General features: G+C 64.6%; 13 protein-coding genes. 4 read left to right on the top strand and 9 right to left on the bottom strand.

Going from position 1 to position 14,358, the window contains the following annotated elements; genetic code table 11:
- From ubiG to CC207_RS07575, 3 genes are all read left to right on the top strand, one after another.
- On the top strand, window positions 1-654 hold a 654-nt coding region (ubiG, locus tag CC207_RS07585), incomplete at its 5' end, for a bifunctional 2-polyprenyl-6-hydroxyphenol methylase/3-demethylubiquinol 3-O-methyltransferase UbiG (protein ID WP_088851874.1).
- A 2-nt stretch (window positions 655-656) separates the two neighbouring features.
- Entirely contained in the window at window positions 657-1,328 is a 672-nt protein-coding gene (gene mupP / locus CC207_RS07580; RefSeq protein ID WP_028690831.1) for an N-acetylmuramic acid 6-phosphate phosphatase MupP, read from the top strand.
- A gap of 47 nt (window positions 1,329-1,375) precedes the next feature.
- Window positions 1,376-2,116: a YciK family oxidoreductase gene (locus tag CC207_RS07575; RefSeq protein WP_028690832.1), complete on the top strand. Its 741-nt coding sequence runs from the start codon at window positions 1,376-1,378 to the stop codon at window positions 2,114-2,116.
- Between the two features lie 68 nt (window positions 2,117-2,184).
- Here CC207_RS07575 and CC207_RS07570 read toward each other — a convergent pair whose 3' ends face one another.
- The 7 genes from CC207_RS07570 to CC207_RS07540 all read right to left on the bottom strand — a co-directional run bounded on the left by CC207_RS07570 (window position 2,185) and on the right by CC207_RS07540 (window position 10,055).
- The gene (locus CC207_RS07570; RefSeq protein ID WP_028690833.1) at window positions 2,185-2,970 is read right to left on the bottom strand and encodes a TenA family transcriptional regulator; all 786 of its coding nucleotides are present in this window, start codon (window positions 2,968-2,970) and stop codon (window positions 2,185-2,187) included.
- 38 nt (window positions 2,971-3,008) lie between these two features.
- Window positions 3,009-5,465, bottom strand: a complete 2,457-nt coding sequence (locus CC207_RS07565) for an EAL domain-containing protein (RefSeq protein ID WP_088851817.1) — start codon at window positions 5,463-5,465, stop codon at window positions 3,009-3,011.
- A gap of 159 nt (window positions 5,466-5,624) precedes the next feature.
- The gene (locus CC207_RS07560; protein WP_028690835.1) at window positions 5,625-7,457 is read right to left on the bottom strand and encodes an ABC transporter ATP-binding protein; all 1,833 of its coding nucleotides are present in this window, start codon (window positions 7,455-7,457) and stop codon (window positions 5,625-5,627) included.
- A complete protein-coding gene (locus CC207_RS07555; protein WP_028690836.1) occupies window positions 7,450-8,082 on the bottom strand; it encodes a DsbA family protein in 633 nt (210 codons plus the stop codon). Before CC207_RS07555 ends, CC207_RS07560 begins: the two co-directional genes overlap by 8 nt.
- A 3-nt stretch (window positions 8,083-8,085) precedes the next feature.
- On the bottom strand, window positions 8,086-9,018 hold the full coding sequence (locus tag CC207_RS07550) for a rhodanese-related sulfurtransferase (RefSeq protein ID WP_088851816.1): 933 nt from the start codon (window positions 9,016-9,018) through the stop codon (window positions 8,086-8,088).
- 205 nt (window positions 9,019-9,223) lie between these two features.
- A complete protein-coding gene (locus CC207_RS07545) occupies window positions 9,224-9,520 on the bottom strand; it encodes a BolA family transcriptional regulator (protein ID WP_088851815.1) in 297 nt (98 codons plus the stop codon).
- A gap of 10 nt (window positions 9,521-9,530) precedes the next feature.
- A complete protein-coding gene (locus CC207_RS07540) occupies window positions 9,531-10,055 on the bottom strand; it encodes a DUF2059 domain-containing protein (protein ID WP_028690839.1) in 525 nt (174 codons plus the stop codon).
- Window positions 10,056-10,208: 153 nt separating this feature from the next.
- Between CC207_RS07540 and CC207_RS07535 the strand changes: the two genes are divergently transcribed.
- Complete coding sequence (locus tag CC207_RS07535; protein ID WP_062361501.1) at window positions 10,209-11,603, top strand: class II fumarate hydratase; 1,395 nt, start codon at window positions 10,209-10,211, stop codon at window positions 11,601-11,603.
- Window positions 11,604-11,689: 86 nt separating this feature from the next.
- Here CC207_RS07535 and CC207_RS07530 read toward each other — a convergent pair whose 3' ends face one another.
- Entirely contained in the window at window positions 11,690-12,643 is a 954-nt protein-coding gene (locus tag CC207_RS07530) for a DMT family transporter (protein ID WP_088851814.1), read from the bottom strand.
- Window positions 12,644-12,816: 173 nt separating this feature from the next.
- Window positions 12,817-14,310, bottom strand: a complete 1,494-nt coding sequence (pap, locus tag CC207_RS07525; protein ID WP_069017457.1) for a polyphosphate:AMP phosphotransferase — start codon at window positions 14,308-14,310, stop codon at window positions 12,817-12,819.
- Window positions 14,311-14,358 lie beyond the last annotated feature (48 nt).

Genomic DNA, 14,358 nt, shown 5'->3' with positions numbered 1-14,358 from the left:
GCTCACCGCTGGTGGGACCGCGAGAGCGAATTCAAGCCACTGCACGACATCAACCCACTGCGGGTCAACTGGATCGACGAGCGCGTCGCCCTTGCCGGCAAGAAGGTGCTGGACGTCGGCTGCGGCGGCGGCATCCTCAGCGAGGCGATGGCCCAGCGCGGCGCCACCGTGACCGGCATCGACATGGGCGAGGCGCCACTGGCGGTGGCCCAACTGCATCAGCTGGAGTCCGGCGTGGCGGTGGAGTACCGGCAGATCACCGCCGAGGCCCTGGCCGAAGAGATGCCCGAGCAGTTCGACGTGGTCACCTGCCTGGAGATGCTCGAGCACGTGCCCGACCCTTCGTCGGTGATCCGTGCCTGCTACCGCATGGTCAAGCCGGGCGGCCAGGTGTTCTTCTCGACCATCAACCGCAACCCCAAGGCCTACCTGCTGGCAATCATCGGCGCCGAGTACATCCTCAAGATGCTGCCGCGCGGCACCCATGACTTCAAGAAATTCATCCGCCCCTCCGAGCTGGGCGCCTGGAGCCGCGCCGCGGGCCTCGAGGTCAAGGACATCATCGGCCTGACCTACAACCCGCTGACCAAGCACTACAAGCTCAGCAACGACGTCGACGTCAACTACATGATCCAGACCCTGCGCGAGGAATGAGCATGCGCCTGCGAGCAGTACTCTTCGACATGGACGGCACCCTGCTGGACACGGCGCCGGACTTCATCGCCATCTGCCAGGCGATGCTCGCCGACCGCGGCATGCCGGCCATCGACGACGAACGCATCCGCGAGGTGATCTCCGGCGGCGCCCGCGCCATGGTCGCCGCAACCTTCGCCATGGACCCCGAGGCCGACGGCTTCGAGGCCCTGCGCCTGGAATTCCTCGAGCGCTACCAGCGCGACTGCGCAGTGCACAGCAAGCTGTTCGACGGCATGCCGGAGCTGCTGGCCGACATCGAGAAAGGCAACCTGCTGTGGGGCGTGGTCACCAACAAGCCGGTGCGCTTCGCCGAACCGATCATGCAGCGCCTGGGCCTGGCAGAGCGCTCGGCCCTACTGATCTGCCCAGACCACGTGAAGAACAGCAAGCCCGACCCCGAACCGTTGATCCTGGCGTGCAAGACCCTGGACCTGGACCCGGCCAGCGTGCTGTTCGTCGGCGATGACCTGCGTGACATCGAGTCTGGCCGCGACGCCGGCACCCGCACCGCAGCGGTGCGCTATGGCTATATTCATCCAGAGGACAACCCCAACAACTGGGGCGCCGACGTGGTGGTGGACCACCCGCTGGAACTGCGCAAGGTGATCGACAGCGCGCTGTGCGGCTGCTGAACCTTCGCGCAGCCCCCATTGATCGCAACCGATTTAAGGACAGACCGATGTTCGACTACACCGCCCGCCCCGACCTGCTCAAGGACCGGATCATCCTGGTCACCGGCGCCGGTCGCGGCATCGGCGCCGCCGCCGCCAAGGCCTACGCCGCCCTGGGCGCCACCGTGTTGCTGCTGGGCAAGACCGAGTCCAACCTCAACGAGGTCTACGACCAGATCGAGGCCGCTGGCCATCCGCAGCCGGTGGTGATCCCGTTCAACCTGGAAACCGCCCTGGCGCACCAGTACGACGAACTGGCGGCGATGATCGAGGAGCAGTTCGGTCGCCTCGACGGCCTGCTCAACAACGCCTCGATCATAGGCCCGCGCACGCCGCTGGAGCAGCTCTCGGGCGATAACTTCATGCGCGTGATGCACATTAACGTCAACGCCACCTTCATGCTCACCAGCACCCTGCTGCCGCTGCTGAAACTGTCCGAGGACGCCTCGGTGGTGTTCACCTCCAGCAGCGTCGGGCGCAAGGGCCGGGCCTACTGGGGTGCCTACGGGGTGTCGAAGTTCGCCACCGAGGGACTGATGCAGACCTTGGCCGACGAGCTGGAAGGCGTGGCGCCGGTACGCTCGAACAGCATCAATCCGGGCGCCACGCGCACGGCGATGCGCGCCCAGGCCTACCCAAGCGAGAACCCGCAGAACAACCCGCTGCCCGAGGACATCATGCCGGTGTACCTGTACCTGATGGGGCCGGACAGCAAGGATGTGAACGGACAAGCGCTGAACGCGCAGTAAGGCCCGCTTCGCCGGCAAGCCAGCTCCTACGGAATCGACTGTAGGAGCCGGGTTGCCGGCGAACTGTTTCAGCCCGCCGCCAATGCCGGGCGCAGACGCCCCTGCTGACGCCCCTCGAGCTGCATGCAACGCTCCAAAAACAGGAACATGCAGTCATAGCTCTTGCAGATCGCCCGACGCAGTTCGGTGCGCAACCCCAACGTGGGGTTCTCGCCGGCCAGGGTGCAGATGATCTCAAGCGCTTCCCAAGGGTGCGCATCATCGTACTGCGCATGCATCTTCAGCCACTTCATCGCGCGCTTGCGGGTGTCCTCGGGGAACCCTTGGGCATAGGTGTCCTCAGCGCACACCACCGCCGACCACTCGCCGGTGGCACCTTCGATGGCGTAGTTGGTGGCCGCCATGGCGATAGCCAACGACTCGGTGGCGCATACCCGCCAGCACCAGTCGTTGAGGCCGTTGAGCTCAGGCGGCACTTCCTGGGACTGCAATTCATGCAGATGGATACCGTGTGCCTGGCACCAGTTCACCCAGTAGTCGGCATGGTTGAGCTCGACCCGGATGTTGCGCATCAGCCAGCGGCGCGCCATGTCTTCGCCAGGGTGCCGGGCGTAGCGGGTCTTGGTGAGGTTGTGGGCCATGTAGAGGGAAAACTGCTCGACCACCGGCCAGCCACCGATCAAGTACTGGCGGATGGTCGACTGCTTGAGCTGGCCATCGCGCAGTCGCTGGTAGAACTCATGCTCCACCACCCGGCGCTTGCTTTCGCGGCAATCCTCTATCAGTTGTTGAGCCCACTGCGGATAACTGGCCGGATCCATCAATGGTCCGATCCTTACGAACGCGTCGATCACTGTCAGCTCCTTGATTCCCTGTGATTTCCGGGCGTTGTTCAGCGAAAGGTCCCCGGCGCCCGGTGCAGAAGGGGCCTCGCGGCAATCCGTTGGCGCTGCAGGCTGTCGCAGGTGAAGACCTGCGGGCGTTCGATAAGGTATCCCTGGGCGTAGTCAACGCCGATCTCCTGCAAAGCCTGCTCGATCAGCGGTGTCTCGACAAACTCGGCGATGGTCCGCTTGCCCATGACGTGACCGATGTGATTGATCACCTCGACCATCGCCCGGTTGATCGGATCATCGAGCATGTCCTTGACGAAACTTCCGTCGATCTTCAGGAAGTCTACAGGCAAATGCTTCAAATAGGCGAATGACGACATTCCGGCGCAGAAGTCGTCGAGCGAAAATTTGCAGCCCAGTCCTTTCAATTCATTGATGAATCGGATCGCACTGCCCAGATTGGCGATGGCGCTGGTTTCGGTAATTTCGAAACAGATCAGTCGAGGCGGGATGTCGAACTCGCCAAACAGGCGTTGCAAATACTCGAGGAACTTGTCATCGCCGATACTTGAGCCGGATAAATTGATGGCGCACATCGCCAGGGGGCCCTCCCGGCCTTCGTCCACGCACTGGCGGATCACCTGGAACACACTGCGCACCACCCAACGGTCGAGCGCGGTCATCAGCCCATAGCGCTCCGCTGCGGGGATGAAGCTGTCGGGCAGGATGGTGCGCCCGCTTTCGTCGTGCAGGCGCAGGAGGATCTCGATATGCCCAGGGCCCTCATGTGGATGCAAGGGCGCGATCTCCTGGGCGTAGAGGCAGAAACGGTTCTCCTCCAGCGCCACGTGCAATCGCTGGATCCAGGCCATTTCGCCAAAGCGCATGGACAGCTCACTGTCATCGGCATGATAGACCTGGACCCGATTGCGTCCTTTCTCCTTGGCCATGTAGCAGGCCATGTCCGCCGCGCGCAACGAAGCTTCCAGGGTACTGGGCACCTGGGCGATGTGCACCAGGCCGAGGCTGACCGTGGTTACGAAGGGGCGCCCCTTCCATACGAAATGCAGGCTCTGCACGGACTGGCGCAACTGTTCGGCAATGCGCTCGGCCTGCTCCGGCGGGCAATTCTCCAGGAGCACGCCAAACTCGTCGCCACCCAGGCGCGCGAGGGTATCACCCTCGCGCAGGCCCGACTGCAGCACCGCGCAGATATGCCGCAGCAATTCGTCACCAGCGGCATGGCCGCAGGTATCGTTGACCAGCTTGAACTGGTCGAGGTCGAGGAACATCAGCGAATGGCGCCCGGCCTGGCGCGCCAGGCCGTTGAGCGCCTGCTCCAGGCGATACTCGAACTCCCGGCGGTTGGCCAGCCCGGTCAGGGCGTCATGGGTGGCCTGCCAGGACAAATTGGCAATGTACTGGCGCTCCTGGGTCATGTCGTGTAACACCACCACGACGCCACTGACCTGCCCTTCGGTGAGGATGGGCGAGCCCACCAGGTTAACCGACACCGTGCTGCCGTCCAGGCGCTGGATCAGCCGGGCGTGCTCGGCGCCGCCCTTGAGGCTGCCGCTGAGCACCTGCTCGTCCAGCGTCAGGCTGTCACCCTCGGCGTTCTCGTCGAGCAGGCTGAACAACGCCGTCAGCGGCAGCCCCTGGGCCTGCACCGCCTGCCAGTGGGTCAACTGCTCCGCGGCCGGGTTCATATAGCTGATGCAACCGTCGACATCGGCGGTGATCACCGCATCGCCGATCGATTCCAGGGTGATCTGCGCCCGCTCCTTCTCCTCCTGCAGTGCACTGGCGAACGCCTGGCGCTGGGCCAGCAGCTTGCTCGAACGTCGCCAGGCCATGGCGATCAGGAACAGCGCGGTGGCCAGGTTGGTAAGCATCAGCACCTTGAGCAACATCCGCGAGCCTTCACCCAAGGCATCGCTGAACGCCTTGGCGGCGGGGGTGACACCGTCATTGATGGCGACGATGCGCGCCTTCCAGTTGGCCACCTGGTGGGGATCGATAACACCGCTGGCGAAACCTTGACGCATCTGCTGGGCCAGCACGTCGAGCTGGCGCAGGTAGTCGTCACCGATGTTCCAGTAATCGATGGCGGTTTCCATATAGCTGATATGACGGAAGTTGCGGTAGAACCAGATGATCCGGGCAACATCCTCAGGGTGGTTGCCGCCCTGTAGCACGCCCTGGCGCGCCGCCTCCAGGTCCGGCTCGGGTCGATCCAGGGCCAGGCGCAGGTTATGGTCGCCCTGGGGCACCAGGATGGCCCGGCGGTAGCGAGCATAGGTCAACGGATCGCGGTCGTCGGCGTAGAGGTTGAGGTAATAGATGGCGTCCTTCTGCGCCTTGGACCACAAACTCTCGCCTGCCACGTAGGCGCGCACGGCGGACAATGCATAAAGGCTCAGACTGCCCAGCAGTACCTGGAAAACCACAACGGCGACGAAAGGCCAGATGATACCCAGCAGCCTTGGCGCTTCGAGAGTCCGATTTACCTTCATGTAGTCCCTGTCATGGCGGCAGATAAGGCACGAATCGACCTAGACAAGCACAGCGTAGGCCATTTGCCATGAAGGAGCGACAAGCTACCAGCGCCAAGCAGCAAGAAAAAGTGCGCTGACTGCGACTTGCCGCTTGCAGCTCGAACCTTGAGGCTGTTTTCAGGTCTGCTGCAGATGGCCGTAAAGCTTGGCGTACAGGCCGCCCTCGGCGATCAGTTGCTGATGGCCGCCGTCCTCGGCGACATGGCCGCCGTCGAACACCAACACGCGGTCGGCCTGCTTCACCGCCGACAGGCGGTGGGCGATGATCAGCGTGGTGCGACCGCTGAGGAACCGCGCCAGGGCCTGGTGCAGGTTGTACTCGGTGGCGGCGTCCAGCGCCGAGGTGGCTTCGTCGAGAATGACCACCTTAGGCTCGGCCAGCACCATGCGAGCGATCGCCAGACGCTGGCGCTGGCCACCGGACAGGCGCACGCCGGAACGCCCGACGATGCTGTCCAGGCCCTGGGGCAGCGCGGCGATGGTGGCGTCCAGCTGGGCGATGCGCAGCGCCTGCCAGCAGGCATCGTCACTGCAATCGCGGCCCATGGTCAGGTTGGCGCGCACGCTGTCGTTGAACAGCGACGGGTGCTGCAGCACCACCGCGACGTGCTCGCGCAGGGTCTCCAGGCCGATCTCCTGCAGGCTGGCGCCGCCGAAACGGATGGTCCCGGCCTGGGCGCTGTACAGCCCCAGCAGCAGCTGCACCAGGGTGCTCTTGCCGCCGCCGCTGGCGCCAACGATAGCGACCTTCTCACCCGGGGCGATGGACAGGTTCAGCTGGTCCAGCACCGGCTCGTCGGCGTAGGCGAAGCGCAGGTCGCGCACCTCGATGCCGACCGTCTCGCGCCCGGCGAACGGGTCGCTGGCCGCCGGGTACTGCGGCTCATCGGCCCGCGCCAGCAGCTCATTGAGGCGACTGAGCGCGCCACCAGCGGCGTAGTAGGCATATTGCAGGTTCAGCAACTGCTCCACCGGGCCGATCATGAACCACAGGTAGCTGAACACCGCCAGCATCTGGCCGATCGACAGGTCGGAGAACAGCACGGTGAGCATCGCTGCGGCGCGGAAGATGTCGATGCCGAACTGGAACAACAGGCCGCTGGCCCGGCCACTGGCATCGCTCTTCCACTGCGAGGCCACGGCATAGTCGCGCACCTCGCGGGCGCGCAGGCCCAGGCGACCGAGGAAATACCCCTGACGGTTGCCGGCGCGGATCTCCTGGATCGCATCGAGGGTTTCGGTCAGCGCCTGGGTGAAGCGTGCGGTGCTGTCATTCTCGAGCTTCTTCAAGTGCTTGACGCGCTTGCCCAACTGCACGGTGAAGTAAATCACCAGCGGGTTGAACAAAAGGATCAACAGCGCCAGCTGCCAGTGCATCCAGATCAGGATGGCGGCGGTGCCGGTCAGGGTGAGCACGGCCACCAGGAAGCGGCTGAGGGTTTCGCCGACGAACTTGTCGAGGGTGTCCAGGTCGGTGACCAGATGGGTGGTGACCGTACCGCTGCCCAGGCTTTCGTATTCCTTGAGCGAAATACGCTTGAGCCGCTCGATCAGGCGGATGCGCAGGCGGTAGACGATGTCCTTGGCCAGGCCAGCGAACAGTTTGGCCTGGACCACGTTGAACGCCAGCGCCGCCAGGCGCAGGCCCAAGGTGGCGCACAGCATCAGGCCGATATAGCCCGCGGCCACCTGCCAGCCTGCGGGCAGGAAGTTGTTCATCCACTTCAGTGCGGCGTCGCCATGCCCCAGCAGCACTTCATCCACCAGCAACGGCAGCAGCAAGGGGATGGGCACGCTGCACAGGGCAGCGAGCACGGCCACCAGGTTGGCGGTCCACAGGGCTCGCTTGTGGCGCAGGGCCAGGCGGCGGATTTCCGCCCAGCTCAGGCGATCGGGCACAGCGGGGGACTTCCCTGGCACAGGGTCTGGCGACCCTGGCAGGTCAAGCACAGGCGGCCTGCTGCAGCCAGCGGCCGAGCAGCGGCTGCAGGCTGTCCAGCGACTGGTAGCCGTTGGTCAGCAGGGCCAGCTGGCCATTGCGCTCGGCCAGCAGCGTCGGAAAGCCGGCGATGCCCAGGTCCTGCACCCAGCCGAAGTCGGCACTGGTGGCGGCACGGGTATCGGCGCTGGTGAAGCGCTGCGAGAACGCCTCGCGGTCGAAACCGGCCTGTTCGGCCAGCTCCACCAGTTGCGGGGCGCGGGTGACATCCAGCCCCTGCTCGTAGAACGACCGCTGGATCAGCTTGAGCAACGCCCAGGCCCGCTCATCGTCCAGCTCGCGCGCCGCGACCAGCGCGCGGCACGCAGGCTCGGTGTCGTAGACGAAACCGTCAGGCATCGCGCCATCGAAACGAAACGGCTGCCCGGTGGCGTCATGCACCGCCTGCCAGTGCTCGAGGATGTACTTGCGGGTCGAGGCATCCAGGGCGCTGCCGCCGCTGCGCAGGCCACCGGGCACCAGGCGGGTGACGACGCCCGCCTCACGCGCCTGGGCGATCAGCGCCTCGGCCACCGGGGCAAAACCCCAGCACCAGGAGCACATCGGGTCCATCACATAGAGCAGGCGTGCGGACATGCATCAGGCCTCGGCTTTGTAGTTGTAGCCGATCGGGTGTGGCTGGTTGCGCGCCTTGGCCAGTTCAATCTGCTTCTGGCGGTCGATGGCGCTGCGCCGGGTCTTCTCGCTCAGGCTGTCCCAGCAATGCGGGCAGCTCACGCCTGGCGAATAGTGCTCCGACTCCCGGTCCTTCACGTCGATCGGGTGGCGGCAGGCATGGCACTGGTCGTACTCGCCCTCGCTCAGGTCGTGACGCACGGTGACCCGGTTGTCGAAGACGAAACAGTCGCCGTCCCAGAGGCTTTCTTCCTGGGCTACTTCCTCGAAGTATTTCAGGATGCCGCCCTTAAGATGATAGACGGCTTCGAAGCCCTCACCGAGCATGTAGCTGGAGGCCTTTTCGCAACGGATGCCACCGGTGCAGAACATGGCGACCTTCTTGTGCTTGCTCGGGTCGAAGTTGGCCTTGATGTAGTCGGGGAACTCGCGGAAGGTCTCGGTCTTCGGGTCGATCGCGCCCTTGAAGGTGCCGATGGCCACTTCGTAGTCGTTGCGGGTGTCGATCAGCAGCACTTCAGGGTCGCTGATCAGCGCGTTCCAGTCTTTCGGATCGACGTAGGTGCCGACCGCCTTGTTCGGGTCCACGCCCGGCACGCCGAGGGTGACGATCTCTTTCTTGAGCTTGACCTTGGTGCGATAGAACGGCTGCTCGTTGCAGTACGACTCTTTATGGTCGATATCCACCAGGCGTGGGTCGCTGCGCAGCCAGGCCAGCAGCGCGTCGATGCCTTCACGGGTGGCCGAGACGGTGCCGTTGATGCCTTCGTTGGCCAGCAGCAGGGTGCCTTTGACGCCGTTGTCGACCATGGCCTTGAGCAGCGGCTCACGCAGTTCGACGTAGTCTTCCAGGGTGACGAACTTGTACAGCGCCGCCACGACGATCGGTTGGGTCATGAATCTGAAACTCCTGGTGGTTGCCCTCGTAAGGGGCGGACCGGGTTTGACATGAAAAAGCATAGGGGCGCCTTACGCCCTTTTCGCGACACAAGGCCGCTTCCACAGGGGGATGCGTACTCCTGTGTGAGCGGCCTTGTATCGCGAAAGGGCCGCAAAGCGGCCCCCGGATTTTGCGAGATTGTACCAGAACGACGGAAAGGATTCAGTGCCCACCGCCGGCGCACACCGGCGAGGCAGGCGCCACGCCGACCGCCGCCCACTCCTCGGGCGTATAGGTGTGGATCGCCAGGGCGTGGATCTCGCCCATCAGATCACCCATGGTGGCGTAGACCTTCTGGTGGCGCTTGACGCTGTTCAGCCCGGCGAACTGCTCGCTGACCAGCACCGCCTTATAGTGCGTTTCCTGGCCACGGCTGTGCATGTGGCTTTCGTTGCGCACTTCGAGGTGGTTTGTGCCCAGCGGCGCCAGCTGCTGCTCGATGCGTTGCTGCATGTTCATCGCGTCAGGCTCACTTCTTAGCCGGAGCGGCTGCCTTGCCAGCGCTCGGGTCGAGTTCCTTGGTCATGTCGTCGAGCAGCTTGTTGACCACCGGCACCGCCGGCTCCAGGCTCTGCTGGGTCAACTGGGCCGACTGCTGGGTGACCTTGGGCATCTCGCGCAGGACTTTCTTGCCCAGCGGCGACTCGTAGAACTTGACCAGGTCGTTCAGCTCGGCCTCGGTGAAGGTCGCGGTGTACAGGTCGACCATCTTCGGCTTGAGCTTCTTCCAGCCGATGGCGTTGTCCAGGGCGGCGTTGGCCTTGGCCTGGTAGCTGTCGAGCACCGTTTTCTTGGCAGCCGGCGCCTTGGTCTGTTCGAAACGCTGGGCGAACATCTGCTGGACCTGCATGTACACCGGGGTGCCCAGCTTGTCGGCATTGGCCAGGGTCAGGAATTTCTCGGCAGCGGCATTGTGGCTCGCGGTGGCGGCGAGTACCTGGCCGCTGGCGCAGGCCAGGGCAACGGCAGCACAGAGGACACGAAGACGGGTCATTGCATTTCCTTCAAGAAAGGGAGGCGGGTACCTCAGAGTAGAGCATTCTGCGCCGTGGTGGCGAAGTGCTCAAGTGGCACGACGAGCGACTGAACCGCTGCGACGAATCAGGGCCTAAACTGCGATTTCTGACTACAAAGGAGTGAGCGCAGCATGAGCCGTATCGAGACAGACAGCCTGGGCCCGGTCGAAGTTCCAGAGGACGCCTACTGGGGTGCGCAGACCCAGCGTTCGCTGATCAACTTCGCCATCGGCAAGGAGCGCATGCCGCTGGCGGTGCTGCACGCCCTGGCGCTGGTCAAGAAAGCCGCTGCCCGGGTCAATGACCGCAACGGCGACCTGCCCGCCGACATCGCCCGGCTGATCGAGCAGGCCGCCGACGAAGTGCTCGACGGCGATCACGACGACCAGTTCCCACTGGTGGTGTGGCAGACCGGCAGCGGCACCCAGAGCAACATGAACGTCAACGAGGTGATCGCCGGGCGCGCCAACGAACTGGCCGGCAAGGGCCGTGGCGGCAAGGTACCGGTGCACCCGAACGATCACGTCAACCGCTCGCAAAGCTCCAACGACTGCTTCCCCACCGCCATGCACATCGCCGCCGCCCAGGCCGTGCACGACAAGCTGCTGCCGGCGATCGCCGAACTGTCGGCGGGCCTGGCCGAGCTGTCGGCGCGCCACATGAACCTGGTCAAGACCGGGCGCACCCACATGATGGACGCCACGCCGATCACCTTCGGCCAGGAGGTGTCGGCCTTTATCGCCCAGCTCGACTACGCCCAGCGCGCTATCCGCGCAACGCTGCCGGCGGTCTGCGAACTGGCCCAGGGCGGCACCGCGGTGGGCACCGGCCTCAATGCCCCGCACGGTTTCGCCGAAGCCATCGCCGCGGAGTTGGCGGCCCTGTCAGGGCTGCCGTTTGTCACCGCGCCAAACAAGTTCGCCGCCCTCGCCGGTCACGAGCCGCTGACCAGCCTGGCGGGCGCGCTGAAAACCTTGGCCGTGGCGTTGATGAAGATTGCCAACGACTTGCGCCTGCTGGGTTCGGGCCCGCGCGCCGGGCTTGCCGAAGTACGCCTGCCGGCCAACGAACCCGGTAGTTCGATCATGCCCGGCAAGGTCAACCCGACCCAGTGCGAGGCCTTGTCGATGCTGGCCTGCCAGGTGCTTGGCAACGACGCGGCGATCGGCTTTGCCGCCAGCCAAGGCCACCTGCAGTTGAACGTGTTCAAACCCGTGATTATCCACAACCTGCTGCAGTCGATCGAGCTGCTGGCCGATGGCTGTCGCAACTTCCAGCAGCACTGTGTGGCCGGTATCGAGCCGGACGCCGGGCAGATGGCCGCGCACCTTGAGCGCGGCCTGATGCTGGTGACGGCGTTGAACCCGCATATCGGTTACGACAAGGCGGCGGAAATCGCCAAGAAGGCCTACAGCGAGGGCAAGACCCTGCGCGAGGCGGCGCTGGAACTGAAGTACCTGACCAACGAGCAGTTCGACCAGTGGGTAAGGCCGGAAAACATGCTGGCGCCTGGCGGCAAGGGCTGATCCGGTGGCCTCATCGCGGGGCAAGCCCGCTCCCACGCCAGCCACAAAACGCAGCGTGGGAGCGGGCTTGCCCCGCGATGAAATTATCAATCAACCCGCACCCGACGTACCTTCCACCCCGCGATCAGCGACGGCCCCAAGGCCACCAACGCCGACCCCAGCACCACCGTCACCGCCCCTACATAGCCCAGGCCATTGATCTGCTCGGCATGCACGTAATCCGGCCACAGCCAGGCCGCCAGCGCCACCGCAACAAAGGTCACCAGCGGTGTCAGCGCCAGGGTCGCGCTGACCCGCGAGGCCTCCCAATGCGCCAGCGCCTCGGCGAACGCGCCATAGGCCACCAGCGTGTTCAGGCAGCAGGCCAGCAGCAACCAGCCCTGCACCGGACTGAGCTGCAACGCCTCCAGCGGATGCACCCAGGGCGTGAGCAGCAGCGCGCAGCACAGGTAGATCACCATCATCACCTGCTGCGAATTCCACACCGTCAGCAGCTGCTTCTGGCTCAGGGCATAGAACACCCAGATGCTGGTCGCCAGGATGATGGTCAGCACACCGGTGGTGTAGGTGCCAAGCGAAGTGAGCAGCTCTTCCAGGCGCTGGTTGAAGAACAACCCGAACCCCACCAGCAACACCAGCAGCCCCAGGCCCTGCCCCAGGCTGAAGCGCTCCTTGAACACAAACACGCTGGCCACCAGCAACAGCACCGGCCCCAGCTGGACCACCAGTTGCGCGGTGCCGGGGCTAAGCAGGTTCAGGCCGACCAGGTACAGCACATAGTTGCCGACCAGTCCGGCCACCGCGACGGCCACCAGGCCCTTACCCTTGATTCCGAGGCGGCTGAACGATGGCAACCTCCGATTAGCCGCCAGCCAGGCGAACAACAGGCCGCCGGAAACACTCAGGCGGTACCAGGTGACGGTTACCGGGTCCATCACCTGCAGCACCTGCTTGAGCTTGATCGGCAGGATGCCCCAGAGAAACGCCGTCAACAGCGCCAACAGAAGGCCCTGGACCCAGCGTCCGGAAGAAATGTGCATGGTGTCCTCGAGTCGGACCTTGGTGGGGGAAGGTGCAGTCTAAAGGCTTGCCGGGGAGGATGTGGCGGGAAAAGATTTCATCAGGTCATTCCCTGGACGCATGCTCAATGCCCGGGCGGGCTATCGTGGAGCAGGCTTGCCCCGCTAAAAGCCAAGCCCCCTGCACGATCCGCCTACTTCTTGTCCTTGGCGAACGCCGCCTCCAACGCCTGATTGATCGTGCGCAGCACCTTCACCCGCGCCCAGCGCTTGTCATTGGCCTCCACCAGGGTCCACGGCGCGATCTCGGTGCTGGTGCGGTCGACCATGTCGCCCACCGCCTCGGAATAGATGTCCCACTTGTCGCGGTTGCGCCAGTCTTCCTCGGTGATCTTGTAGCGCTTGAACGGAATCTGCTCGCGCTCCTCGAAACGCTCCAGCTGGGTCTGCTGGTCGATGGCCAGCCAGAACTTGACCACCACCACCCCGGCGTTGCTCAGTTGCTCCTCGAAGTCGTTGATCTCGCCATAGGCACGCATCCAGTCCGCCGGGCTGCAGAAACCCTCGACCCGCTCCACCAGCACCCGGCCATACCAGGAGCGGTCGAAGATGGTGAACTTGCCCCGTGCCGGGATGTGCCGCCAGAACCGCCACAGGTAAGGCTGGGCACGCTCTTCCTCGGTGGGCGCGGCAATCGGCACGATGCGGTACTGGCGCGGGTCCAGCGCCGCCGCCACGCGGCGGATCGCCCCGCCCTTGCCGGCCGCGTCATTGCCTTCGAACACCGCCACCAGGGCGTGGCGGCGCATGCGCTTGTCGCGCAGCAGACCGGCCAGGCGCGCCTGTTCGGTGACCAGCTGTTCCTGGTAGTCGTGCTTGTCCAGGCGCAGGGTCATGTCCAGGGCGCCGAGCAGGCTCTTCTGGTCGATGCTGCGCCCCAGCGGCGCGACATTGCCCTGATGCTTGCCTTTGGGGTTGTTGGCCAGGGCCGCCTGCAGGCTCTCCAGCAGGATCCGCCCCACTGCCAGGCTGCGGTAATGTGGGTCGACGCCCTCGACCACATGCCAGGGCGCGTAATCGCGGCTGGTGCGGCGCAGCACCCGCTCGCCGAAACGCACGAAGCGGTCGTAGGTTTCCGACTGCTGCCAGTCCAGCGGACTGATGCGCCAGTTGTGCAGCGGGTCATCCTTGAGCGCCTTGAGCCGGGCCTTCATCTGTTTCTTGGACAGATGGAACCAGAACTTGATGATCAGCGCGCCTTCGTCGCAGAGCATCTGCTCCAGGCGCTCGGCCCCGGCGATGGCCTGGTCGAGCACGGCATCCTTGAACTGGCCATGCACGCGGCCCTCGAGCATCTGGCTGTACCAGTTGCCGAAGAACACGCCCATCCGCCCCTTCGGTGGCAGCGCCCGCCAATAGCGCCAGGCCGGTGGCCGGGCCAGTTCCTCGTCGGTCTGCTGGTCGAAGGTGCGCACTTCGATCAACCGCGGGTCCATCCACTCGTTGAGCAGCTTGACCGTCTCGCCCTTGCCGGCGCCCTCGATGCCGTTGATCAGCACGATCACCGGGAAGCGCGCCTGCTGCTTGAGATCATACTGGGCTTCGAGCAGCGCCTCGCGCAGGGCGGGGACTTCCGCTTCGTAGGTGTCCTTGTCGATGCTGTGACCGATTTCGGCGGATTCGAACATGGAGCGCTCCTTCAATGGATAAGCAAGATTAGCGGATTTGCGCCATGC

Origin of the sequence: Pseudomonas sp. DrBHI1 (assembly GCF_002205115.1) — a bacterium.
GTDB classification, from domain to species: Bacteria; Pseudomonadota; Gammaproteobacteria; order Pseudomonadales; family Pseudomonadaceae; genus Aquipseudomonas; species Aquipseudomonas mosselii.
The sequence above is the reverse complement of the archived record's forward strand: the minus strand, read 5'-3'. Positions and strand labels throughout refer to the sequence as shown.